This window comes from Pseudoxanthomonas indica (assembly GCF_900167565.1).
Lineage (GTDB): Bacteria > Pseudomonadota > Gammaproteobacteria > Xanthomonadales > Xanthomonadaceae > Pseudoxanthomonas_A > Pseudoxanthomonas_A indica.
The window spans coordinates 458,630-482,395 of record NZ_FUZV01000002.1 but is presented as its reverse complement, the minus strand read 5'-3'; the positions used below and the strand labels follow the sequence as shown (position 1 = coordinate 482,395).

The following is a 23,766-nucleotide window of genomic DNA, read 5'->3' as shown; positions in this document are numbered from 1 at the left end:
GGCGATTCGCACCGCGGGTGCGAATGGGGGTTTGGAAGTACATAGCGGGGCCCAAGGTTTGCAGAAGCAAACTTTGGGGATTCCATGCGCAGCATGGAAACGCGCCCCCTGAGTCAGGGGGCGATTCGCACCGCAGGTGCGAATGGGGGTGTGGAAGTACATAGCAGGGCCCAAGGTTTGCAGAAGCAAACTTTGGGGATCCCATGCGCAGCATGGAAACGCGCCCCTGAGTCAGGGGGCGATTCGCACCGCAGGTGCGAATGGGGGTGTGGAAGTACATAGCGGGGCCCAAGGTTTGCAGAAGCAAACTTTGGGGTAGTCCAGGCGCAGCCTGGACTACGCGAAGCGGATCGTGGCGGTCGTGCCCTTGCCCAACTCGCTTTCCAGCTCGATTTTCCAGCCGAAGCGTTCGCACAGGCGGCTGACGATCGACAGGCCCAGGCCGCTGCCGCGCGGGCGGGTGGGGTCGACCCGGTAGAAGGGTTCGAACACCCGCTGCATCGCCTCTTGCGACATGCCGATGCCGGAATCGCTGACGCAGATCCGATCCGCCTCCACCAGCACATCGATGCGGCCTTCGTCGGTATAGCTGCAGGCGTTGCGCAGCAGGTTGCTGATCACCACCTGGAACACGCGCGGCGGCGCATGCAGGCGCGGCTTGGCGTTGCAGGTCACTTCCAGATCCACCGGCTTGCCGATCAGCAACGTGCGCGCGTTCTCGGCTTCGTCCAGCACCACGTCGGCCACGTCGAAGTCCTCGCGCTGCGGCTCCACTTCGGCCTCGCGCGCCAGGATCAGGAAGGCATCAATCACCGCCTCCATGTCGCGGCCGGCGCGCTGGATGCGTTGCAGCGAACGCGCCACGCGCGGCGAGGCCTCCTCGGCCATGGCCATGTCGCTGGCCACGCGGATCACCGTCAGCGGGGTACGCAGTTCATGGCTGGCGTCGCGGGTGAAGTCGCGCTCGCGCGCCACATGCGCGGCCACGCGCTCGGACAGGCCGTGCAGGGCCTGCGCCAGCTGGCGCGCTTCGCCCTGCACTTCGGCCGGCAGTTTCTCCGGTGCCAGCGCACTGACATCCGGCCTGCGCGGATCCCACATGGCCACTTGCCGCGCCAGCCAGCTCACCGGCGAGACCAGGCGCTTGGACGCCCGGTAGGTCAGCCAGGACACCGCGTAGATCGCGATCAGGGTCAGGATGATCGGCAGCGTGCCGAAATAGAACGCCAGCCGCTCGGCCTGCGAACGCAGGAACACCAGGTACAGGCGACCGGCCGGCTGCTCGTCCACCAGCACCAGCATGTCGTCGTCCTTGAGCTCGTGGAAGCCGGGCTTGAGCGCGCGTAGGTTGTCCGGCAGCACCAGGTTGGAGTGCCCCTTCACCACCAGGTAGCCACGCAGGTTGTGCGTGTTGGGCGGCGGCTGCGCGGTCGAGGCGTCGTACAGCTCCCAGAAGTGGGTGGCCTCTTCCTGCAGCGCGGTGTTCATCAGGCTGTGCTTGATGACCGCCGAGATCAGATACACACCCAGCACGATCGCCAGGCTCACCATCACGGCCTGCAGGATGAAGGCGATACGAAGCTTGCGCGGCAACCCCTGCGGCATTTCGGCTCCAGTCCGTTCGGCGCGGAATCATCACACGGCGGCCAAGCGCGCGGCCAGTGGCCGCGCACCGCCGGGACGATCAGCCGATGTCCGCGATTCGATAACCCGCGCTCTGCACGGTGTGCAGCAGGGGCTTGTCGAAGGGTTTGTCGATCACCTTGCGCAGGTTGTACAGATGGCTGCGCAGCGTGTCCGAATCGGGCAGGCCATTGCCCCAAATCTCACGCTCGATCTCCTGCCGCGTCACCACCCGCGGCGACTCACGCATCAGGATGGTCAGCAGGCGCAGACCGATTGGCGAGAGCATCAGCTCGTTGCCGCCACGGGTGGCGCGCATGCTGACCGGATCCAGCACCAGGTCGGCGACCTTCAGCACCTCGGCGCCCACCTGCCGGCGCTCGCGCCGGATCAGGGCGCGCAGACGCGCTTCCAGTTCCTGGATGGCGAACGGCTTGGTCAGGTAATCATCGGCACCGGAACTCAGGCCGGTGAGCTTGTCGTCCAGCGTGTCACGTGCGGTGAGCATGAGCACCGGCGTGGACTTGCGCGCTTCATTGCGCAACTTCTTGCAGACTTCCATGCCGTCCATGCGCGGCAGCATCAAATCCAGCACGACCACGTCGTAGCTGTTCTCGGTGGCGAGCCGGTAACCGTCCAGCCCGTCCGAGGCGTAATCCACCTCAAATCCACGACCCTCTAGATACTCACCGACCATCTCGGAGATGTTTCGGTTGTCCTCGACCACCAGAACCAGCCCTGCAGTTTCCTGTGAATGGCGCATTAGAAGCTCCTTTGACTTCAGCTTTGTGAAGCTACCGGGCATCCGGTTGAGGCCGTGTGAAGATCAATCCGGTGTTCAGCGTTTGGTAGGGATGAGCCCGGCCGGTAGTCGGTCCGCCGGGCCCGACCGCCCCGTTTGGCGGGCTCCGGCGGTCCGCGTAAGCTGCGCGTCCCGCTATCGTCCGGCCCGTCACCATGCTCGCCCGCGTCCTGCCCCTGGTCCTGCTGCTGGCTTCCAACGTCTTCATGACCTTCGCCTGGTACGGCCATCTGAAGTACCGCAGCTCGCCGCTGCTGCTGGCCATCGTGGCCAGCTGGGGCATCGCCTTTTTCGAGTACTCGCTGATGGTGCCGGCCAACCGGCTGGGCAGCACGGTGTACTCGGTGGTGCAGCTCAAGACGATCCAGGAGATCCTGACGCTGGTGGTGTTCGCCGGCTTTTCGACCTGGTATCTCGGGCAGCCGCTGAAGTGGAACCACTACGCGGCGTTCGCGCTGATCGTCGGTGCTGCGTTCCTGATGTTCTATGAGCCGGGTGGTGCGGCGAGTCCCACGCCGACGCTCTAGAGCTTCACTCGTCCGAGCAGGATGTCCTTGAACATCACCCAGTCGCCAGCAAACGAATAGAACGGATGCTTGAAGGTGGCGGGCCGGTTCTTCTCGAAGAAGAAGTGCCCCACCCAGGCGAAGCCGTAACCGCAGAACAGCGCGGCCAGGAGCCACCAGGCATTGCCGCGATAGATCGCCCACGCCAGCAGCAGGAGCACGCCGCAACTGCCGATGAAATGCAGCCGCCGCGACACGCGGTTGCTGTGCTCACTGAGGTAGAACGGATAGAACTCGCGGAAACTGGCGAAGCGGCTCATGGCGGGCTCCTGCCACGGTGTGGTGGCGTGGCGGAGCCTAGTGTCCTTCAGTAGCGCGCTGCTGCCAACGGTGCATCCGCCCATTGCCAGGCGGCCACCTGGCGCCGCGATGTCTCACGCGCGGCATCGGCCTGACCCAGCTTGGTCTGCGCCTGGGCCAGACCGAACAGCGACCAGCCGTTTTCGGGATAGGTCTTCAGATCCTGCTCGAAGGTGGTGGCCGCGTCCCGTGCCTGGTCCGCTTCCAGCAGGGCCGCACCCAGATAGGGGCGAACCGGCAGCGGCCAGTCGGCCGGTTCGTTGTAGGCCAGCGCATCCTCGGCGGTCACGGCCTCGCGCAATGCGGCCAGCGCGGGTGCAGGCTGGCCTTGCGCGCGCAACAGTTCGCCGCGCAGCAACGCGTCGGCCACGCGCAGCACGCTGTCGGCGCGGTTGATATCGAAGAAGCTCACCTGCGCCATGGCCGGATCACCGGCAATGGCGTGCAGCGCTTCGGCGGCGCGTGCGGCTTCGTCCAGCTGGCCCTTGCGCACGTGCGCCATGCCGCGGGCGAAATGCCGGATGGCGGTGGGATACGGCAGCGCGGGAGGCGCCGACGTATCCGCGAGGATCTCGTCCCACGCCCCGAAGCGAACCCGTGTCAGATCGGGCGCCACCGCAAACTGCTGCATGAACTGCATCGGCGCCTGCGCCATGGCAGCTTGATCGGCGCGCTGCGCAGTCTGATGCGCCGCTTGCATCGCCAGCCCGCGCGAGCCGGTGAGCCCGGTGGTCATGGTCGCGAAGTGCCAGTTGTGCGGCACGTAGCCGAGCGGATACACCCCATTGCTGCCACGGCACACCGCCAGGAAGTCCTTGTCCGCCGTGGACGCGGCGAAGTTGGCCAGCGTGGCGTCGTGATAGCGACCCACCCGGATGTAGACATGCGCGGGCATGTGCACCAGGTGGCCGGAGCCAGGCGCGAGCGCGGCGAGCGTGTTGGCGTACTCCAGCGCGCGTTGCGGCTCGGGCGAAGCCTCGGTGGCGTGGATGTAGTAGTGCATCGCGCCGATGTGGCGGGGGTTGCGCGCCAGCACGCGTTCAAGTTCGCCCAGCAGGCGCGTCGTCGACGCCGCTGGCGTGCCGCCCTCGTTCCAGTACGCCCACGGCGACAGATCCATCAGTGCTTCGGCGTACAGGGTGGCGGCATCGTCATCGTCCGGGAATTGCGCGACCACCTGCGCCATGGCGTCGGCGTAGGCGCGATCCAGCGGCGTGCGATCTTCGGGCGCAGGGTCGCGATAACGCGTGACCAGCGCCTGGATGAGCGCCCGGTCCGCAGGCCGGGCATTGCCGGCCAGGCTGGCCGCACGCGCGGCCAGCGCGGTGGCGTCCCTGGCCTGCGCCGGGTCCATCGCCAGGTTGATGTTCGGCCCCAGAACCAGCGCCTGCCCCCATACACAGATGGCGCACTGTGGATCCAGTCGCGCCGCTTCGGCGAATGCGCGTCCCGCCGCCTCGTGATTGAAGCCATACGTCATGCGCAGGCCTTGATCGAAGTACTGCTGCGCCGCAGGCACCTGCGTGCCGATATCGCGATGCAGGTCGCCAAAGGTGTCGAACAGCGGCAGGGGGCTGGTTTTGGCCGGGGCGGCCGCGACGCGTTCCGCTGGCTTCTGCGCGGGTTCGCATGCGGACAGGAGGCTGGCCAGCAAGACCAGCAGCAACGGCAGTGACAGCAGGCGAGGCTTCATCGTGTTCGTTCCCGCGATGGGTACACAGGCCTAAACGGCCCCTGCCGGGAAACCGGACAGCCTGCTTCAGGCCGCGCGCGGGGCGAACATGATCACGGCCATGCCGGCCAGGCACAGGCCGGCGCCCAGCAAATCCCAGCGTGTGGGCTTGATGGAATCCACCGCCCACAGCCAGAAAATGGCCACGCTGATGTAGACGCCGCCGTATGCCGCGTACACGCGACCCGAGGCGGCGGGGTGCAGGGTGAGCAGGTAAGCAAACAAAGCCAGACTGGCGGCGGCCGGCACCAGCAGCCAGATGCTGCCGCCTTTGCGCAGGTATAGCCATGGCAGGTAGCAGCCGACGATTTCGGCGATGGCGGTAAGCAGGAAGAGCAGGAAGGTCTGCATGGGGCGGTCATGCCCGTTCTTGTTGCTTGGCGCGTTGCCACAGCAGTTCTTGTTCTTCCAGGCTCAGCGCCGACATCTGCGTGCCGGCTTCGGCAGCGAAAGTTTCCATCGCGCGGAAGCGGCGCTCGAATTTCTGGTTGGCGCGACGCAGTGCCGCGCCCGGATCGACCTTGGCGTGGCGGGCCAGGTTCGCCGCGACAAACAACAGATCACCCAGTTCGTCTTCCAGGCGGTCATGGTTCTCCGCGACTGCTGCCTGTGCGAACTCGGCGCGCACTTCTTCGATTTCCTCGTGCAGCTTGTCGATGACGGGCGCAGGGCCCGGCCAGTCGAAGCCCACGCGCGCGGCGCGCGATTGCAGCTTCACCGCACGCTGCCATTCGGGCAGGCCACGCGAGATGCCGGCCAGCGCGGATTCATCGTGCTTGCCGGACGCTGCGCGTTCGGCCGCCTTGATCGCTTCCCAGTTGACGGTCTGCGTTTCGGCGTCCTCGAAACTCGCATCGCCGAACACATGCGGATGCCGACGCACCATCTTGTCGCAGATCGAAGCCACCACATCGCGGAAGGCAAACGCGCCCTGCTCGCTGGCCATCTGCGCGTGGAAGACGACCTGCAGCAGCAGGTCGCCCAGTTCGTCTTTCAGATCGGCCAGGTCACCGCGGTCGATGGCGTCGGCCACTTCATAGGCTTCTTCGATCGTGTACGGCGCGATGGTGGAAAAATCCTGCTCCAGATCCCACGGGCAGCCGCCCTCGGGATTGCGCAGCCGCGCCATGATGTCGAGCAGTTCGCGGACATCCCCTTGTCCCGCGACGAGCGCGGGCCAGCCCGTCGCCTCAGGCGGTCTGCTCAAGCGCGTCATCCTCCAGCCAGCGCCGCCACGGCAGCGACGGATCGCCCAGCGCGATGAAGTCGCCGTTCAACAGGGTCTCGCGGCGGTTGTAGCGGAACGCGCGACCATCCGGCGCCAGCAGTGCGCCACCGGCGGCTTCCAGCACGCATTGCGCCGCCGCGGTGTCCCACTCGGAGGTGGGCCCGAAGCGCGGATAGACATCCAGCGAGCCTTCGGCGATGCGGCAGAACTTGAGCGAAGAACCCAGCGACACTTCCTGGATGTCGCCCATCCGCTGGAGCACAGACTCGGTACGCGCATCGCGATGCGAACGGCTAGCGGCGACCTTCAGCGGCGCCTTGGCCGGCGCGCGTGTACGCAGTTGCTCATCCACCTGGCCACGGCGGCGATAGGCATGGCGACCCAGTTCGGCGTGCCACAACTCGCCGGTGACCGGCGCGTGCACCACGCCGAAAATCGGTTCGTTCTGTTCGATCAAGGCGATGTTGACGGTGAACTCGCCGTTGCGCTTGATGAACTCGCGGGTGCCGTCGAGCGGATCGACCAGCCAGTACGTGTGCCAGCCCGCGCGCACGCTCCAGGGAATGTCGGCTTCTTCTTCCGACAACACCGGCCACTCCGGGGTCAGCCGCTTCAGGCCTTCCATGATCACGCGGTGCGCGGCCAGGTCGGCGGCGGTCAGCGGACTGGCGTCCGCCTTGTGGGTGACGTCAAAGCTGTCGCCATAAATCGCCATGATGGCGTCGCCCGCCTCGCGGGCGATGACCAGTACGGCTTCGTGCAAGTCCGATGTCATCCGTTTCATGCCGGGTTGCGCAGCCATTCGCGGGCAATGAACAAAGCCGCAAGCGAACGACCTTCCGAAAAATCCTCGCGCAGCATCAGCTGGTCAAGGGCATCTAATTTCCACGGCACTACTTCCAACTCCTCGGGTTCATCTCCGGGCAGACGCTCCGGATACAGGTCTCTTGCCACCACCAGCCAGGACTGGTGACTCATGTACAGGGGTGCCTGGGTCAGGCTGCGCAGCACGTCCAGGCGACGCGCGCCGTAGCCGGCCTCTTCCTTCAGCTCGCGATTGGCCGCCTCGTCCGCGCTCTCGCCGGCATCGATGCGGCCTTTGACCAGGCCCAGCTCATAGCGGTGCATGCCGGCCGCGTACTCGCGCACCAGCAGCACGGTGTTTTCATCCAGCATCGGCACCACCACCACCGCACCCGGCCCTTCGGCCCGCTGGCGATGGAAGCGACGGCGCTCGCCATTGCTGAATTCCAGGTCCAGCTCCTCCACCACCCGCCTGTGCTGGCCTTCGGCCTGCGGGGTGATGGCATGGATGATCGGCAGGCGACGGCTCATGCGCGCACCCCGGCCAGGGCGGCCAACGGGCGGGACGAGGGGCGCGCCGATATCATGGCGGGATGGCTGAAACGGATCATGTAATCAGAATGCTAACAGAGGCCGACACTTGGCGTAGCCGCGATCTGACGGTGCTCTGGCACCCCTGCACGCAGATGCGCGAGCATCCGGACACCTTGCCGCTGGTTCCGATTGCACGCGGCGAAGGCGCCTGGCTGATTGGCCAGGACGGCCGCCGCTATCTGGACGCGGTCAGCAGTTGGTGGACCAACCTGTTCGGGCATGCGGAACCGCGTATCGGCGCAGCCATCGCCCGCCAGGCCGGGCAGCTGGAACAGGTGATCCTGGCCGGATTCAGCCATCCACCGGCGGTGGAACTGGCCGAACGCCTGCTCGCCCTGGCGCCGCACCAAGCCGGCCGCGCGCCGCTGGCCAAGGTGTTCTACGCCGACAATGGCTCGGCCGGGGTGGAGGTGGCGCTGAAGATGGCCTTCCACTGGTTCGTCAACCGTGGCGAGTGCCGCCGCACCCGCTTCATCGCGCTGGAGAACGGCTACCACGGCGAGACCCTGGGCGCGCTGGCGGTGGGCGACATCCCGCTCTACCGGCGCATCTATGCGCCGCTGCTGGCCGAGGCCCTGTTCACCCCTTCCCCCGATGCCTGGAACGCGGCACCCGGCGAGAGTGAGGAGGCCTGCGCCCTGCGCGCGGCCGATGCGCTGGCCGACCTGCTCGATCAGCATCCGGGCGAAGTCTGTGCGCTGATCCTGGAACCGCGCGTGCAGTGCGCCGGCGGCATGCGCATGCACCATCCGGCCTATCTGCGGCGTGCGCGCGAGTTGTGCGATGCGCATGGCGTGTTCCTGATCGCCGACGAGATTGCGGTGGGCTTCGGCCGCACCGGCACCCTGTTCGCCAGTGAACAAAGTGGCGTGATGCCGGATCTGCTGTGCCTGTCGAAGGGTTTGACCGGCGGCTTCCTGCCGTTGGCGGCGGTGCTGGCCACGCAGGTGATCTACGACGGATTCCTGGACGACTCGCGCGAACGCGCGTTCCTGCATTCGCACAGCTACACCGGCAATCCGCTGGCGTGTGCGGCGGCCTTGGCCAGCCTGGATATTTTTGCCAGCGATGATGTGATTGCACGCAACCAGCGCACGGCGGCACGCATGGCGGAACTGGCGGCGCCACTGGCCGGGCACCGGCATGTGGCGCAGGTGCGACAGGCCGGGATGATCCTGGCCGTGGAGTTGTGCCGCGACGGCGATCGTGCGCGACCGTTCGAACCGGCGTTGCGGGTGGGCCTGCGCGCCTATCGCGCGGCGTTGGAACGTGGCGTGGTGCTGCGCCCCTTGGGCGATGTGTTGTACTGGATGCCGCCGTACTGCGTGCACGAAGAGCAGCTGGAACTTCTCGCCCGCACCACCGCCGCCGTCATCGAGGAAGCCACCGCATGCGCCTGACCCGTTGCTTTGTGGATACGGCGCTGACCGTGGGCCGCAGCCTGGCACTGCCGGAAGCCGCAGCCAATCACCTGCGGGTGATGCGTACGCGCGAGGGCGAAGACTGCGTGCTGTTCAATGGCGATGGTCGCGACTATGCCGCACGCCTGTCGCTGGTGAGCAAGCGCGAAGTGACTGCCGAACTGCTGTCTTCGCGCGTGGTCGACAACGAATCGCCGCTGCACATCACCCTGCTGCAGGGCATCGCACGCGGCGAGAAGATGGACCTGATCCTTCAGAAGGCGACCGAACTGGGCGTCGCGGCAGTGGTGCCGGTGGATGCCGAGCGCACCGAGGTCAAGCTCGATGGCGACCGCTTGGCCAAACGCATGACCCACTGGCGCAGCGTGATCATCGCCGGCTGTGAGCAGAGCGGCCGCGCGATCGTGCCGGCCCTGGCGCAGGCCGGCCCGCTGCTGGCCGCGGCGCAGGCGACCGACAGCGAAGCGCTACGCGTGATCCTGGATCCGCAAGGCGAACTGTCGCTGGCGACGATGCCGGCGCCGGCGGCATCGAAAGTGGTGATCGCCATCGGCCCCGAAGGCGGCTGGTCGCCGCGGGATCGCGAAGCCCTGCGGGCCTCCGGCTTCGTCGGCCTGCAACTGGGTCCGCGCATCCTGCGCACCGAAACGGCCGGGCTGGCCGCGATTGCCGCGCTGCAGGCCCGCTTCGGCGACCTCGGTTAGCCAACTATTGGTCCCCGTTATCCGCCCCTTCCCCCGCATCGCGGGGGAAGGCTGGGATGGGGGCGAGACGCTCGCGGCCCACTTTCCGGCGCTTACTTCCAGGCTGCCAACTCCGCCGCCGTGATGCGGCCATCACGGTTGGCATCGACTAGCTTGAACTCGCTGCTCAAGGCATGGCTCTCCGGCACCTCGCTGCGGCTGATCACGCCATCGCCATTCGCATCCAGATCCGCCACGGTCACCTGATAGTCGCGCGCATTGGACAGCGCGGCCGCCTGGCCATAGTTCACCGTCACCGGGCTGCCCGCGGCATCGCCCTGGATCTGCGCGGTCTTGGCGCCGCCCTGGTACTCGGTCAATGCCTGGGTATGCACGGTCTGTTGCGCCTGCGCGGCGCCGGCCGTCAACAACAACAGGGGCAGCAGCATCCTGATCTTCATGGTGTCCTCCTTGTGCTTGGGTGCGCCAACGCTGGCACCGGGGTCGCCAACGGATGATGAATTTCCACGCGTGGCTGTGCGGGAATTCAGGGCTGTGCAAAGCGTGTCAAATTTGGCCCGGCCCCGGTGCAGGCAAGGCGTCCTGATTGAGGTGTGTCCTGGTGGCCTTGAATGCCCATCGCACGACCGCGAACAGCATGAGGCAGTAAACAAACATGCCGGCAAAGCCGAGCCAGTCTTCTCCAAGATTGCTGATCTGAGTGCCGACGTGGAAATGCCAGCCCCTGTCATTGCTGTTCCAGATCCAGTGCGGATAGAGCGGAAAGGTGAGCAGCAATGCGGCGATGGCCGCGCCAAGGCGGGAAACTCCGGGCGCCCGCTTGGACAGGGCGAGCCAGGACACGACAATGGCGATGGCTGCAACCAGATTGATCGGTGTCCAGACCATCGCCATCAACACGGAGGGTGCCAACAACCCCATCAAGGCAAGCACGCCGACGATCTTCTTGATCACGGGCCAAACCTGATCACGGGTCGGGTCGCCGGACCCGGATGAAGCACGGCGACTTGCGGCGCTTACGCCGCCCGCGCCAACGCCTCGGAAATCTGCTTCTCCACCGCCTGCAGATCCGGAAGAATCGCCACTTCATCGCCCAGCAGCACGCGCACCTGCACGCCTACGGGCAATTCTTCTTCCGTTGCGTCGGCCAGCAGGCCGTCGCGCGGCACGGAGACCAGGCGCGGGAACGACGGCGTGAGCAGCGCGTAGTACGGCAAATCCGGATTGCCGCCCAACGCCTTCAGCACGACGATCTTGTTCTGAGCCTGCGAGGTGCCGAGCGGCAGGCCGGTCATCTGCGCGAAGGCGACCAGCGGCACCTGCCAGCCGTGCCAGTCGATGCGGCCGGCCAGCCACGCGGGCGCGCCATCGATCGGCGTGACCGGGGCGCGCGAGAGCACTTCGGCGATGGTGGCGTTGGGCAACAGCAGGCGTTCTTCGCCGGATTGCACCAGGACGCCGCGGATTTCGTCATTGGAAGCCATGGGATTTTCCTGCTGCTAGGCAACGTGTTCGTGCGAGAAGATCAATGCGGCCACTGCGTGCTGAGCGAGCGCGCGAGGTCGACCGGCGAAGCGAGCGTGCCGCCACGTGCGGCCAAGGCTTGCGATGCGGCCGGGTCGTAGCAGCCTTCAGTGGATTGACCGGCAATCCAGGCGCCCTTGGCGGCCAGCGGCCAGACGATGTCGACCCACTGCACATCGCTGCCACTGAGCAGCAACACACCACTGTCCTTGGGCGGCAGCTGCGCGATGGCTTCGCGCAGATCGCCACCGGCGACAAAACCGATCGCGCCATTGTCCACGCGCAGGCTGACGTCGCCGGGCAGCACGTAGACATGGCCGGGCTGGGCCGGATGATCCGGCTCGGCCAGCGCCACCGGCATGGTCGACACGCGCGCCATCTGCCGGACCAGGTTGTCGTAGCGGCCACCATCGAGCTTGAGGTGCACGATCAGCGGGCGCGGGAAGTCGGCGGGCAGATCGGCCAGCAGCTTGCGCACCGCATCGGGGCCACCGATGCCGGCAAAGGCGACCACCGCGCCGGCGGCGCGCTTGGTCTGCAGGCTGACCGCTTCAATCGGTTCCAGGCTCAGTTCCCACTTGCCGCCAGTGGGCGCGGCAAGCGGCGGTGGTTCACTGGCGGCAGGTGGCGCGGACTTCGCCACGTGTGCAGCGGCGTCGCTCGGCGTGGCCGTGCGCAGCCAGTCGTCGGCATCCACCACCGCGGCCGGCGGATTGGCCGGCGGCGCGTAGGCAAAATCGTCCTGCGGCAGTTCCCAGGCCAGGTCCACCGCTTCTTCCATGTGCTTTTCGATGCCGGCGTCGGCATGCAACTGCGCGGGCGTGATGGGCAGGCCCGGCTCCAGATGCAGCGACGGTTCCTCTTCGCGGCCCGGCGGCAGCACGTCGGCGTGGCCGTGGATCTTGGCCGCCAGATGACGCGACCAACGCTGCGCTTCCCAGCCTTGGCGACGCGCGGCGAGTTCGGCTTCGTCGAAGATCACCGCCACAGACGGATCAATCAACACCGCGTCCAGCTTTTCCAGGCCTTCTTCAATCGCCGGTTCCAGCGCCACCAGCACCACCTGCGGCGAGGCGTCGCCCAGGGTCTGTGCGTCGATGTCGTTGGGATCGTCTTCCAGCACGATCTCCGCGCCCACTTCGTGCAGGGCCGCGCGCAGATGCTCGCGCGCTGCACCGGGACGCGCCAGCAGGGCGACGCGCTTGCTCATGTCAGACGAGGCTTCACTCACGGACACGGGCGATACCCAGCAGGTCGTATACGTTGCGCATCAAATCCAGTTCCTGGTACGGCTTGCCCATGTAGCGCTGCACACCGATGTCGAAGGCGCGCTGGCGATGCTTGTCGCCGGTACGCGAGGTGATCATCACGATCGGCACGTCACGGAAGCGGGCGTCGGCCTTCATCGCCGTGGCCAGCTCGTAACCGTCCATGCGCGGCATTTCGATATCGAGCAGCATCAGATCCGGTACGCGTTCTTCCAGGCGTTCCAGTGCTTCGACACCATCGCGTGCGGCGCTGACCTCGAAGTTGTGGCGCTCCAGCACGCGGCCGGTCACCTTGCGCATGGTCAGCGAATCGTCGACCACCATCACCAGCGGCACGCGCCGCTGATCGGTGGCCGCGGCGGCGCTGGCCGGCTGCGCCGGTTGGGCCAGGTGACGACGCACCAGCGGTGCGATGTCGAGGATGACCACCACGCTGCCGTCGCCGGTGATGGTGGCGCCGTAGATACCCGGAATCGAGGCAATCTGCGGACCGACCGGCTTGACCACGATTTCGCGGTTGCCCAGCACTTGATCCACCGCCACCGCCGCACGCATGTCACCGGCGCGGATCAGCAGCAGAGGCACCTGGGCCTGGCCTTCGGCGCGGGCCGGCGCGTGGCCGACCAGATCGCCGAGGTTGTACAGCGCGTACTCTTCGCCGCCGTAGACGTAGCTGCCGCCGCTGGCTTCGAAACGCTCGCGGCTGATGCGGCCGATACCACTGACCGACGCCACCGGCACAGCGAACTGGGTTTCGCCAATCTGCACGAACGCTGCCTGCGTCACCGCCAGGGTCTGCGGCAGGCGCAGGATGAACTGCGCGCCTTCCTTCGGCCGCGAGACGATGTCCAGCGTGCCGCCGAGCTGGCGCACTTCGTTGTAGACCACGTCCATGCCCACGCCGCGACCGGCCAGCTGGCTGACGCTGTCGTAGGTGCTGAAACCCGATTCCAGGATCAGGCGATCCAGATCGATGTCGTCGATCACCGCGCCTTCCTGCAGCAGGCCGCGTTGTTCGGCGCGCTTGCGGATGGCCGCACGATTCAGGCCGGCGCCGTCGTCGGTGACGTGCAACACCATTTCCGAACCTTCGCGACGCAGGCTGACCTGCACCGTGCCCTCTTCCGGCTTGCCGGCGGCCTTGCGCTTGGCCGGCTCTTCCAGGCCATGGGCCACGGAGTTGCGCAGCAGGTGCTCCAGCGGCGCGGTCATGCGCTCCAGCACGTTGCGATCCAGTTCGCCGTGGGTACCGTCCAGCTTCAATGCCACCTGCTTGCCGGTATCGGTGGCGGCCTGGCGCAGCACGCGGCGCAGGCGTGGCACGATGCCTTCGAACGGCACCATGCGCGCACGCATCAGGCCGTCCTGCAGTTCCGAGCTGACGCGCGACTGCTGGTGCAGCAGGCCGTCGTAGTTGCGGGCCAGATCGTCGAGCACGCCCTGCAGGCCGCTCAAGTCGGCGGCCGATTCGGCCAGCGCGCGGCTGAGCTGTTGCAGGGTGGAGAAGCGATCCAGTTCCAGCGGATCGAAGGTGGTGTCCGGACGGTCGTGTTCGCGCTGGTAGCGCGCCACGATCTGCGCTTCGGTTTCCAGATCCAGTCGACGCAACTGGTCGTGCAGACGGATGTTGGTGCGATCCAGTTCGCTCATCGCGCCGCGGAAGGCGCCCAGCTGCTGTTCCAGACGGGCGCGGTAGATAGCCACTTCGCCGGCGTGGTTGACCAGGCGGTCGAGCAAGTCGGCGCGAACGCGGACCTGTTCCTGCTGGCTGTGCGGGAAGAACTCTTCGTCCTGCGCGTTGAACTCGGTTTCCACCGGGGCCGACAACGGCGCCAGGTTGACCGGAGCCTTGGGCTCTTCCGGCAGCGCTTCGGCGCGGGTCGGCAGTTCCTGGCCGCGGGCATGCGCGTTGAACTCGGCGATCATGCCTTCGGGGATGCCGGCATTGCGGCGTGCGGTCACCCGCTTCAGCTGCTCGTGCAGGGCGTCAAAGCCGCGCTCGAGCAGACCGATGCCGGGGCGATCCAGTTCGGTGCGCTGGGCGACGATCGATTCCAGCATCGACTCGATCGCATGGCCCAAGTCGCCGACCGCGTGGATGCCGGCCATGCGCGCACCGCCCTTGAGCGTGTGCAGGTCGCGCTGCAGGCTGGTAACCAGGCTGCGATCTTCCGGCGTCTCGCGCAACTTGGCGAGCAGGTCGTCGGAGTGATCAAGCAGGTCGTTGCCTTCTTCAATGAAGATCTCGACCAGGTCCAGATCCAGACCGGCGATGTCGAGTGCGTCTTCGGGTTGATCTTCCGACGGTACCGCACTGGCCACGTCTGCCTCCTCGGATGCGAGGGTCGCCGGGAGATCGGCAACCGGCTCGTCGACGGGCGCTGCCACCTGCTCCAGCGTCGCGACGTCTTCCAACTCGTCCTGCAGCGGTGCTTCCACGACCAGCGCCGCTTCCGGCGCTGTTTCTTCCAGTACTTCGATAGGCGCGACTTCGGCCTCGGCCTCGGCTCCGGGCGCGCTCTCGAGCACGACCTCCTCGATGTCCGCGTCCTGCACCGGGGTCAGCTCGATGGCATCGACCGATTCCAGCGCGGCGATCTCTTCCACCACGGGCGTGTCTTGAACGCTGGCGGCGATTTCTTCCACCGCGACATCCGCTTCGGCGACATCCGCTTCGGCGGCCGCCGCTTCGGCGTCGGCTTCGTTGGAGGCTTCGCCGGCGAAGGCGGCTTCCAGCGGGCTTTCCTCGGCCACGGCCGGAATCGCATCCACTTCGGCCGCGTCGAGCGTTTCCAGGGTGATCTCTTCCACCACCAGATCGTCGGACACCGCCGGTGCTTCGGCTGCATCCAGTTCGGCGACCAGGGCGGCGATGTCCTCGTCGCTGGGCACGGCACCGGAATCGAGCGCGGCCTCTTCCAGCGCAGCGTCTTCCAGGCTGATCGCTTCCACGTCCAGATCTTCGTCGGCTTCGGCCTGGCGTTCCAGGCTGGCCAGGTCGCCGTCGTCCTCGTTGGCGGGCGCCGTTTCCTGGCGCGAACGCATGGAGTAGGAGAACTCGACGTCGAAGTACTGCACGCCGTCGGCGGCGCCCTTGACCGGCGGAACCGCGGCGTCGGCATCGTCACCGACCAGATCGGCCACGATGTTGTCGACAAAGTCATTGGGGTTGCGCAGCGAGGGTTCGTGCGGCGCATGCAGCACGACTTCCTCGTACAACTCCGCGCTGGCCGCCTGGTGTTCGGGATCCAGGAACGCGGACAGATCGTGCGGCGCCAGGTGCAGGTCGGCCAGCGGCACGATGCCCTCGCCCACGCCCAACGCACCGGCGTAGGTGCCTTGCGCGCCGTCGTTGACTGTCTGCACGCTTGCGCGCACATCGGGCAAGCCATCGCGCAATGCCGCCAGGCGCGCGGCCAGTTCGGCAAACACGGGAATACGCGGCGCCGGCTGCTTGAGCGCGTGCACGCTGCGGGCGATCGCGGTGGCGGTCGCGGCCAACGCCACGATGCCTTCCTGGGAGGGTGTCGCCGAGGCGGCCAGCAGGCGCTTGATGTACTGCTCGGCCGGCGCGGTGACCTCGATGATCTCCGGCACGTCGGCCATCGCGAACGCGCCGTTCATCGTATGCATGGCGCGCAGCAGCGGCTCGCTGGCCTTCTGCGCCGCCACGCTGGAATGGGCCAGCCAGGTGTTGACGGTGTCCAGATGGGTCGCGACTTCGGCTTCCAGGATTTCGCGCAGCACCGCGTCCACCGATGCGGGCGTGCCATCGGTGACCGGTTCGAACTCCGTGGCGGCGCCGGGCGCTGCAACGGCGACTTCGCCGGTGTTGTCGGCAACGCCGCTGTCGTTCGCGCTGCCCGCTTCCACCGCGATGGCAGCGGAACCCTCGGCCTTGGCCTGGTAGAACGCTTCCTCGCCACCGGCGACGCGATCAGCGATGGCCTTCAGGCCTTCCAGATCCGCACTGACCGGCGCCTGGCCCCGCAGCGCGGCATTGAGCTGCGGCAGCACGTCACAGACCTGCTCCAGCAACACCACCACGGCGGTGCTCGGCGGACGCGTGCGATCGAGCACGCGGTTGAGAGTGTTCTCGATTTTCCAGCTGAACTCGCCCAGAGTCTTGGCGCCAACCAGGCGACCACTGCCCTTGAGCGTGTGGAAGACGCGGCGAATCGGCCGCAGGCGATCCAGATCGTCCGGCGCATTGCGCCAGACCGGCAGCAGCTGGCGCAGGTTGACGATTTCCTCGTCGAATTCTTCCAGGAAGACTTCGCGGATTTCATCGTCGATGTCGCCGGCTTCGCCATCGAAGCCACCGGCCATCGCGGAGATGCCGGCCGTTACCGGCGCGGGTTCCGGGGTCGGCTCGGGCGGCAGCGGCGCAGCGACGGGTGCGCTGTCCTGTTCCAGAGTCAGGGTGGCGGCGGCCGCCTGGATATCGGCGAACACCGCGGCGGTTTCGTCGAACACCGGCGCGTGCGCGCTTTCCACACCCAGTTCCACCGGCTCCCAATGCACGGGCACGTCGCTGATGGCTTCCATCGGCGTGTCTTCGGCAAACTCGAAGCCGACCGGATCAAACGGATTGGCGGCAGCGGTTTCCACCGGCGCGGCGCGCTCGATGCTGGCGCTGCTGCTCACCGCGACGGGGGTTTCAGCCGGCACGGTTTCCTTCACCGCCGTGGCGGCGGCCGTGCTGACGATCGGCGCGGCCGAAGCGGCATGCCCCTGCTTGGGCAGCTCGGCCGGCAGCGGCCAGTAGCGCAGGTTTTCCAGGCTACTGCGGGTAATCTCCAGAATGTCTTCGCGATTGGGGCGGCGCTCGCGCAACGCTTCCAGGTAGTACTCCAGGCTGGCCAGCGCGTCAGCCAGGGTGTCCAGTTGCTGGCCACCGGGGATGCGGCGCTTGCCGATCAGTTCGTTGCTGACATACCGGCGCACGCCGGTGACGTAGTCGCCGGCCTGGCCCAGTTCCAGCATGCGCATGGCGCCGGTGACTTCGTCGAGCAGGCGCGGCACTTCGGCCAGCTCGCTGTGTTCCCAGTTGGTCTCGATGAAGGCGACGAACTTCTCGCGCGCGGCGGCGAAGTTGATGATCGCTTCCTGCGCCAGCACTTCCACGGTGCGCTGCGAATCGGTGAGCTTGCCATCGGCGCCGCCGTCGTTGACCGGGCCACCCAGACGGGCGACCTGATCATCCAGCGAAGCGTCGACATAGAGCAGCGCGCCGGCGATATCCAGCAGCGTGCCTTCGTCGGCCTGGCGCTGGCCTTCGGCCACTTCGCGCAGGGCGTCGCGTTGTTGCAGCACCACGTCGCGGGCCACGCCCAGGCCCATCATGCCCAGGGTGTCGGCCACGTTGCCCAGTTCGGCGACCTGCGGTTGCAGGGTGGCCGGGTTGTCGCGGGTGCGCAGATGCAGATCCAGCGCGTCCTTGACCCGCAGCAGTTCTTCCTTGACCGCGCTGCCGACGGTGTCGAGCAGTTCGCGGTTGCGCCCGCTGATGCTGCTGCGCGCGTGATCGATTTCTTCCTCGCTCGGCTGCGAGGCTTCGTCCGGCTGGCTGCCCGGCGGGAACAACATGCTCTCGTTGAGCACCGGCGCGCCGCGCGCGCTGCGGATTTCATTGAGCAGCGGCAGCAGCACGATCGGGATATCGCGATGGCCGTCCTGCAGGCGCTCCAGGTAATCCGGCAGCAGCACCGCACCGCGCATCAGCGTGGCGCAGGACTCGTCGCGATCGGCCACCGCGCCTTCCTGCAGCGCCAGCGCCAGCAGCTCCAGTTCCTCGGCGACCATTGCCGGTGCGTACAGCTCCACCATCCGCAGGGTGCCCTGCACCTGGTGCAGGTAGCCCACGCAGAAGCGCATGCGGCTGGTATCGCTCGGGGTTTCGACAAAGGCTTCGATTTCGCCGCGCGCCAGGCGCAGCGTTTCGTCCAGCTCGGGTTTGACCCAGCCAAGTACGGCATGACTCATGGCTTCACGCAATGCGCTCATTTCGTGCGTGTTCCTCAGCCGGGCAGCTTGAAGTCGGCGACCGAACGACGCAGGTCCGTCGCCAGTTGCGCCAGGTGACCGATCGAGTCGGCCGTCTGCTTGGCGCCCAGCGATGTCTGCGAGGTGATCTGGCGGATCACGCCCATCGTTTCGGTGATGTCGGTAGCCGCCACGGCCTGTTGCTGGGCCGCGCCGGAGATGGTCTTGATCAGGTCGTTCAAGTCGCTGGACACGCGTTCGATTTCGCCCAGCGCCGTGCCGGCGTCCTCGGCCAGGCGTGCACCCGACACCACTTCGGCGGTGGTCTGTTCCATCGAGCTGACCGCTTCGTTGGTATCGGCCTGAATGGCCTGCACCAGCGATTCGATGCGGCGCGTTGCATTGGAGGTGCGTTCTGCCAGGCGTTGCACTTCGTCGGCCACGACCGCGAAACCGCGACCGGCTTCACCGGCCGATGCCGCCTGCACGGCCGCGTTGAGCGCCAGGATGTTGGTCTGTTCGGAAATGTCGTTGATCAGTTCCACCACCGAGCCGATTTCCTGCGAGGACTCGCCCAGGCGCTTGATGCGCTTGGAGGTTTCCTGGATCTGGTCGCGGATCTGGTCCATGCCGCGAATGGTTTCGCGCACCACGCCGGCGCCTTCGGTCGCAATCAACACCGAGCGCTGGGCCACGTCGGCCGACTCGGTCGAGTTGCGCGAGACCTGGTCGATGCTGACCGCGATTTCGTTGATGCGTTCGGAAGCGGTGTTGATCTGGTCGGCCTGGTGGCCTGCCGCTTCGGCCAGCTGCAGCGCAGTGGCCTGGGTTTCCTGGGTCGAGGCCGCCACCTGCACCGAGGTGTCGTTGATGGTGGTCACCAGGTTGCGCAGTTCGTCCACGGCGTAGTTGATGGCGTCCGCGATGGCGCCGGTCATGTCCTCGGTCACCGAGGCCTTGACGGTCAGATCGCCTTCACCCAGCGAGGAGATTTCGTCCAGCAGCCGCATGATCGCCTGCTGGTTGCGGCTGTTGAATTCCACCTGGGTCTGGTAGCGCGAATCCTGCTCGCGCTGGCGGCTGCGGTAGAAGGTCCAGAGGAAGCCGCCGATCGACACGACCAGCAGGATGCCGGCGCCGATCGAGATCCAGAAGTTCGGGAACAGGCGGGTATCGCGCACCGAGCCGAACGCGGTGAACGCGTTGAACAGCGAGGAGCTGTCTTCCAGCATCTTGGTCGAGCCGTTGGTCAGCGCGGCGGCCGCCGACTGCGCGGCGAACAGGTTGCGCGAGCTGCCCAGGATCGCGTCCAGATCCTTTTTCATGTTGGCCCACAGGCTCTGCGCCTGTTGCAGCGAGCCGGTGGCGGCGCCGCGGACCGGTGCGATGCCCAGATCCGGGTTGCCGTTCTGCAGGCCGTCCAGCACCTGGCCGAACAGCACCGAGTCGCGGCCCAGTGCATCACCGGCCATGGTGGCGCCGGTGCCGCCGGCGCGGATTTCCGTTACCCGGCGGGCCATGGTGCCGGCCAACACCACCTGCTGCAGTGCGCTGTAGATCTGCGAGGACTGCGCGCCGCCCTGCGACATGGCGCGCACCACTTCGTTCAACTGTGCCTGCAGCTGCGGCACCTGGGTGGTGAAGCGGTCGGCGTTACCGGCCAGCGCCAGGACCGCGGTTTCGGAGGTGATGATCTGCTCGGCGCTCTTGTCCAGCGGCGACCAGGTGGTCTTGAGCTGGGTCAGCGGGCCGGCGATGTCGCGCTCGCTGCCGTAGCGGCTTTCCAAGGTGGCGACCGCTTCATCGATGCGCTGGTTGGTGTCTTTGAACGACTTGAACGCGTCGGCGTTGCCGGCCACGGCCTCACGGCCCTGGTTGGCCAGCTGCTGCGAGAGCACGCGCAAATCCGATGCGCTGGTGCTGGCGCCGGACAGGCGACTGCCCTGCCACGTCGCCACGCCGGTGTTGGCGCCGAAGGCCACCACCGCCAGGATCAGCAGGAGCAGCCAGAACGTACTGCCAAAACTGCCCAGCTTGCTGGGAGTGGGAGAATCCGCGGCCGTGCTCATTGTTCGAAACCCCTGGAAAAGACGTGCTGAAAGGCCGCGTCAGAGCGCGGCTTGTCGGAACTCCGGCGTGCGCGCCAACAACGAAAGCGCGAACACCCCCCAATCATGTTCGTCGCCGTGGAAGGCACGATCGACGAAGTGTGCATACCGCCCTTCGGCCAAGCTCCCCGGCTCGGTGGTCTGGGCTTCATTGAAACTGCGCTGGCCGTACAGCTCATCGATGGTCAGCGCGACGTCACCGCCAGGCTGGCGCATCACCAGCACGCGCTGGCCTTCGTGCAACACGGTGCGCTCGCCCTCGAGGAACTGCTTGAGGTCGATCACCGGGAACAGGTTGCCGCGCAGGTTGCCGATGCCCAGCAGCCACGGCTGCGCGCCCGGCACCGGCGTCATCGGCGGCAGCGGCACGATTTCCACCACCTCGCCGAAGTTGGAGACGAAGCGGCGCTGGCCGACGCGGTAACCGACGCCACGCCACTGGTCCGGCGCTTCCTCGCGCGCGGGCAATGCCACGGCGTGGGCCAGGCTGCGGCGCTCGTACTCGGCCAGGATGTCGAATGGTGTGCGGATCATGGCCCGCCCCCTGCTCGCGAATTGGGAATGGACATGCTCACTTCGTTCAGGTCCGCGCTCAGGTACTAACGTGGGCGCGAATCGCGTCGAGAAGTTCCTCGCGCGTGAACGGCTTGGTCAAGTACTGCTCGGAGCCGACGATGCGGCCACGCGCCTTGTCGAACAGACCGTCCTTGGAGGACAGCATGATCACCGGCGTGCTCTTGAAGACCTGGTTGTTCTTGATCAGCGCACAGGTCTGATAGCCGTCCAGGCGCGGCATCATGATGTCGACGAAGATGATCTGCGGCTGCTGGTCGGCAATCTTGGCCAGGGCCTCGAAACCGTCCGTCGCCGTCACCACCTCGCAACCTTCGCGTTTTAACAGGGTCTCCGCGGTGCGGCGGATGGTTTTCGAATCATCGATCACCATGACCCGAAGGCCGTTCAATGCCCCGGCCCGGTCAGCGTTCTGCGTCATCAATTGGTTCCCCGTGCGCGCGGTGCTTCATTAGACTTACCGGCACCGCTGCGATGGGCTCTTTATTCCAGTACGGACGCGGACTGTCAAGCGAGGCACATTTGAGGGGTCTTGCTGAACACGCCGATGCGACGCGCGTCGCAGTCCTGACCCTCGCGAACGCGTGAAGACGCTGGCTCGGCTCCGCCCCACCCCCACCCTGCCCCGCCGTGCGGGGGAGGGAGTCCAAGGTGCCGCCCCTGCTAACATCCTGCTCCTTGTTCCGCAGCGCGCTTGCCACCCCCATGCCCCTCGATGTCATCGTCGTCATGGACCCGATCGGGTCCATCAAGATTGCCAAGGACACCACCTTCGCGATGCTGCTGGAGGCCCAGCGCCGCGGCCATCGCCTGCACTACGTCCTGCCTGGCGGGCTGTCGCTGCGTGCCGGGGTGGCGATGGCGCGCACCGCGCCGCTGACCGTGCAGGACGACAAGGCCGGCTGGTTCCAGCTGGGCGAGCCGACCGATCAGGCCTTCGGGCCGGGCCAGGTGGTGCTGATGCGCAAGGATCCGCCGGTCGACTCCGAGTATCTGTACGACACCCACATCCTGTCGGTGGCGCAGGCGGCCGGCGCCTTCATCGTCAATGACCCGCAGGGCCTGCGCGACTTCAACGAGAAGCTGGCCGCGCTGCTGTTCCCGCAATGCTGCCCGCCGACCCTGGTCAGCCGCAGCGCCGCCGAACTCAAGGCATTCGTGCAGGAACATGGCGAGGCGGTGCTCAAGCCGCTCGATGGCATGGGCGGGCGTTCGATCTTCCGGGTGAAGGCCGGCGACCCCAATACCAACGTGATCCTGGAAACCCTGATTGCCGATGGTCGCTTGACCCTGGCCCAGCGTTTCATTCCCGGCATCAAGGACGGCGACAAACGCGTGCTGCTGATTGACGGCGAGCCAGTGGACTATGCACTGGCGCGCATTCCGCAGGGCGACGAGTTCCGCGGCAACCTGGCCGCCGGTGGTCGCGGCGAAGGCCGCCCGCTGAGCGATCGCGATCGCTGGATTGCCAGCCAGGTCGGCCCGGCGATGAAGAGCCGCGGCATGATCTTTGTCGGCCTGGACGTGATTGGCGACTACCTGACCGAGGTCAACGTCACCAGCCCCACCTGTGTGCGCGAACTGGACGCGCAGTTCGGCTTGAACATCGCCGCCCTGCTGTTCGACGCCATCGAACGCAAGCTCGCCGCCGCGCAATGAATGCCGTTGCTGTCCCGCCGCCTCGCGTCAGCGAGAACGAACGGCTGGGCGCCACCCTGGCGTTGTCGCTGATCCTGCACGGCATGCTGGTGCTGGGCGTGGGTTTCACCCTGGAGCGCAGCGCGCCGGTGGTGCCGACGCTGGACGTGATCCTGAGCCAGACCCAGACCCCGTTGACGCCGAAGGAAGCCGACTTCCTGGCTGCCGCCAACCAGCAGGGCGGCGGCGACCGTGACACATCCCAGCGCCCGCGCGACAGCCAGGCCGGCTGGGTGCCGCAGGCGCAGACCGGGCTGGCGCCGCAGCCGCTGCGTGCGCAATCGCCCACGGCCGCACCGCCACCGCAGGAACGCGTGATTGCCACCCGCAACAGTGCGCAGCAGGCGCCGCAGGCGCAGACGCGGCCGGTGCCGGATCGCACGGACCTGCCGTTGGGTGACAAGAAGATTGAACACGATGCGGAGATGGCGCGGCTGGCCGCGGAGATCCATCTGCGTTCGGAGTTGTACGCCAAGCGCCCCAAGCGCAAGTTCGTCTCGGCGAGTACGCGCGAGTACGTGTATGCCAACTACCTGCGTGCGTGGGTGGATCGCGCCGAGCAGGTCGGCAACCTGAACTACCCAGATGAGGCGCGGCGCAAACGCTTGAGTGGCACGCTGGTGATCAGCGTGGCAGTGCGCCGCGATGGCTCCGTCGAGCAGACGCGGATCATCCAGTCATCCGGGGTGCCGTTGCTGGATTCCACCGCGTTGCGGATCGTGCAGTTGTCCACGCCGTTCCCGCCGTTGCCGGACACCAGCGAGCAGGTGGATATCCTGCATGTCACGCGGACGTGGAAGTTTCTGCCGGGTGGTGAAGTGCGGGATGAGTGAGCC

20 protein-coding genes and 2 pseudogenes are annotated in these 23,766 nt (G+C 66.8%); 5 read left to right on the top strand and 17 right to left on the bottom strand.

What is annotated here, in order from left to right:
- Positions 1 to 336 precede the first annotated feature (336 nt).
- Entirely contained in the window at positions 337 to 1,605 is a 1,269-nt protein-coding gene (locus B5X78_RS12790; protein WP_079724911.1) for a sensor histidine kinase, read from the bottom strand.
- Between the two features lie 79 nt (positions 1,606 to 1,684).
- Positions 1,685 to 2,386, bottom strand: a complete 702-nt coding sequence (locus tag B5X78_RS12785; protein ID WP_079724910.1) for a response regulator transcription factor — start codon at positions 2,384 to 2,386, stop codon at positions 1,685 to 1,687.
- 194 nt (positions 2,387 to 2,580) lie between these two features.
- Here B5X78_RS12785 and B5X78_RS12780 point away from each other — a divergent pair, with 194 nt between their 5' ends.
- Positions 2,581 to 2,952 (top strand): DMT family protein, encoded by a 372-nt coding sequence (locus tag B5X78_RS12780; RefSeq protein ID WP_079724909.1) that lies wholly within the window; start codon positions 2,581 to 2,583, stop codon positions 2,950 to 2,952.
- On the opposite strand, the gene B5X78_RS12775 is transcribed toward B5X78_RS12780, so the two are convergent.
- The 6 genes from B5X78_RS12775 to nudE form a co-directional block, all read right to left on the bottom strand.
- Positions 2,949 to 3,251: an Mpo1-like protein gene (locus B5X78_RS12775; RefSeq protein WP_079724908.1), complete on the bottom strand. Its 303-nt coding sequence runs from the start codon at positions 3,249 to 3,251 to the stop codon at positions 2,949 to 2,951. The genes B5X78_RS12780 and B5X78_RS12775 overlap by 4 nt on opposite strands.
- A gap of 47 nt (positions 3,252 to 3,298) precedes the next feature.
- The gene (locus B5X78_RS12770) at positions 3,299 to 4,984 is read right to left on the bottom strand and encodes a tetratricopeptide repeat protein (RefSeq protein WP_229730724.1); all 1,686 of its coding nucleotides are present in this window, start codon (positions 4,982 to 4,984) and stop codon (positions 3,299 to 3,301) included.
- A 66-nt stretch (positions 4,985 to 5,050) separates the two neighbouring features.
- Positions 5,051 to 5,374 carry a YnfA family protein gene (locus B5X78_RS12765; RefSeq protein ID WP_079724907.1) on the bottom strand — a complete coding sequence of 108 codons (324 nt, stop codon included), beginning with the start codon at positions 5,372 to 5,374 and terminating at the stop codon, positions 5,051 to 5,053.
- 7 nt (positions 5,375 to 5,381) lie between these two features.
- Entirely contained in the window at positions 5,382 to 6,230 is an 849-nt protein-coding gene (gene mazG / locus B5X78_RS12760; RefSeq protein WP_425478723.1) for a nucleoside triphosphate pyrophosphohydrolase, read from the bottom strand.
- Positions 6,214 to 7,035, bottom strand: coding sequence for a 3'(2'),5'-bisphosphate nucleotidase CysQ (cysQ, locus tag B5X78_RS12755; protein ID WP_079724905.1), 822 nt, complete (start codon positions 7,033 to 7,035; stop codon positions 6,214 to 6,216). Before cysQ ends, mazG begins: the two co-directional genes overlap by 17 nt.
- Complete coding sequence (gene nudE / locus B5X78_RS12750; protein ID WP_079724904.1) at positions 7,032 to 7,586, bottom strand: ADP compounds hydrolase NudE; 555 nt, start codon at positions 7,584 to 7,586, stop codon at positions 7,032 to 7,034. Before nudE ends, cysQ begins: the two co-directional genes overlap by 4 nt.
- Before the next feature lie 62 nt (positions 7,587 to 7,648).
- Between nudE and bioA the strand changes: the two genes are divergently transcribed.
- Both bioA and B5X78_RS12740 read left to right on the top strand, forming a co-directional pair.
- Positions 7,649 to 9,049: an adenosylmethionine--8-amino-7-oxononanoate transaminase gene (gene bioA / locus B5X78_RS12745; protein WP_139381556.1), complete on the top strand. Its 1,401-nt coding sequence runs from the start codon at positions 7,649 to 7,651 to the stop codon at positions 9,047 to 9,049.
- Positions 9,040 to 9,774, top strand: coding sequence for a 16S rRNA (uracil(1498)-N(3))-methyltransferase (locus B5X78_RS12740; RefSeq protein WP_079724902.1), 735 nt, complete (start codon positions 9,040 to 9,042; stop codon positions 9,772 to 9,774). Before bioA ends, B5X78_RS12740 begins: the two co-directional genes overlap by 10 nt.
- A 92-nt stretch (positions 9,775 to 9,866) precedes the next feature.
- Here B5X78_RS12740 and B5X78_RS18630 read toward each other — a convergent pair whose 3' ends face one another.
- The 9 genes and pseudogenes from B5X78_RS18630 to pilG form a co-directional block, all read right to left on the bottom strand.
- Entirely contained in the window at positions 9,867 to 10,214 is a 348-nt protein-coding gene (locus tag B5X78_RS18630) for an EF-hand domain-containing protein (RefSeq protein WP_176140857.1), read from the bottom strand.
- Positions 10,215 to 10,320: 106 nt separating this feature from the next.
- Positions 10,321 to 10,728, bottom strand: a complete 408-nt coding sequence (locus B5X78_RS18470; protein ID WP_139381555.1) for a hypothetical protein — start codon at positions 10,726 to 10,728, stop codon at positions 10,321 to 10,323.
- A gap of 62 nt (positions 10,729 to 10,790) precedes the next feature.
- The gene (locus B5X78_RS12725) at positions 10,791 to 11,258 is read right to left on the bottom strand and encodes a chemotaxis protein CheW (RefSeq protein ID WP_079724899.1); all 468 of its coding nucleotides are present in this window, start codon (positions 11,256 to 11,258) and stop codon (positions 10,791 to 10,793) included.
- Between the two features lie 41 nt (positions 11,259 to 11,299).
- Positions 11,300 to 12,508: a chemotaxis protein CheB gene (locus tag B5X78_RS12720; protein ID WP_079724898.1), complete on the bottom strand. Its 1,209-nt coding sequence runs from the start codon at positions 12,506 to 12,508 to the stop codon at positions 11,300 to 11,302.
- 13 nt (positions 12,509 to 12,521) lie between these two features.
- Positions 12,522 to 15,269 (bottom strand): annotated as a pseudogene (locus B5X78_RS18915) (response regulator); the annotation flags it as partial.
- Between the two features lie 669 nt (positions 15,270 to 15,938).
- Positions 15,939 to 18,572: pseudogene (locus tag B5X78_RS18910) on the bottom strand (Hpt domain-containing protein); the annotation flags it as partial.
- 14 nt (positions 18,573 to 18,586) lie between these two features.
- Entirely contained in the window at positions 18,587 to 20,620 is a 2,034-nt protein-coding gene (locus B5X78_RS12710) for a methyl-accepting chemotaxis protein (protein WP_079724896.1), read from the bottom strand.
- A 39-nt stretch (positions 20,621 to 20,659) separates the two neighbouring features.
- Entirely contained in the window at positions 20,660 to 21,190 is a 531-nt protein-coding gene (locus tag B5X78_RS12705) for a chemotaxis protein CheW (RefSeq protein ID WP_079726174.1), read from the bottom strand.
- Positions 21,191 to 21,251: 61 nt separating this feature from the next.
- Positions 21,252 to 21,653 (bottom strand): twitching motility response regulator PilG, encoded by a 402-nt coding sequence (gene pilG, locus B5X78_RS12700; RefSeq protein ID WP_079724895.1) that lies wholly within the window; start codon positions 21,651 to 21,653, stop codon positions 21,252 to 21,254.
- A gap of 284 nt (positions 21,654 to 21,937) precedes the next feature.
- Here pilG and gshB point away from each other — a divergent pair, with 284 nt between their 5' ends.
- Together gshB and B5X78_RS12690 are read left to right on the top strand one after the other, a co-directional pair.
- Positions 21,938 to 22,891 carry a glutathione synthase gene (gene gshB / locus B5X78_RS12695; protein ID WP_079724894.1) on the top strand — a complete coding sequence of 318 codons (954 nt, stop codon included), beginning with the start codon at positions 21,938 to 21,940 and terminating at the stop codon, positions 22,889 to 22,891.
- A complete protein-coding gene (locus B5X78_RS12690; RefSeq protein ID WP_079724893.1) occupies positions 22,888 to 23,763 on the top strand; it encodes an energy transducer TonB in 876 nt (291 codons plus the stop codon). The genes gshB and B5X78_RS12690 overlap by 4 nt, the downstream gene beginning before the upstream one ends.
- Positions 23,764 to 23,766: the final 3 nt, after the last annotated feature.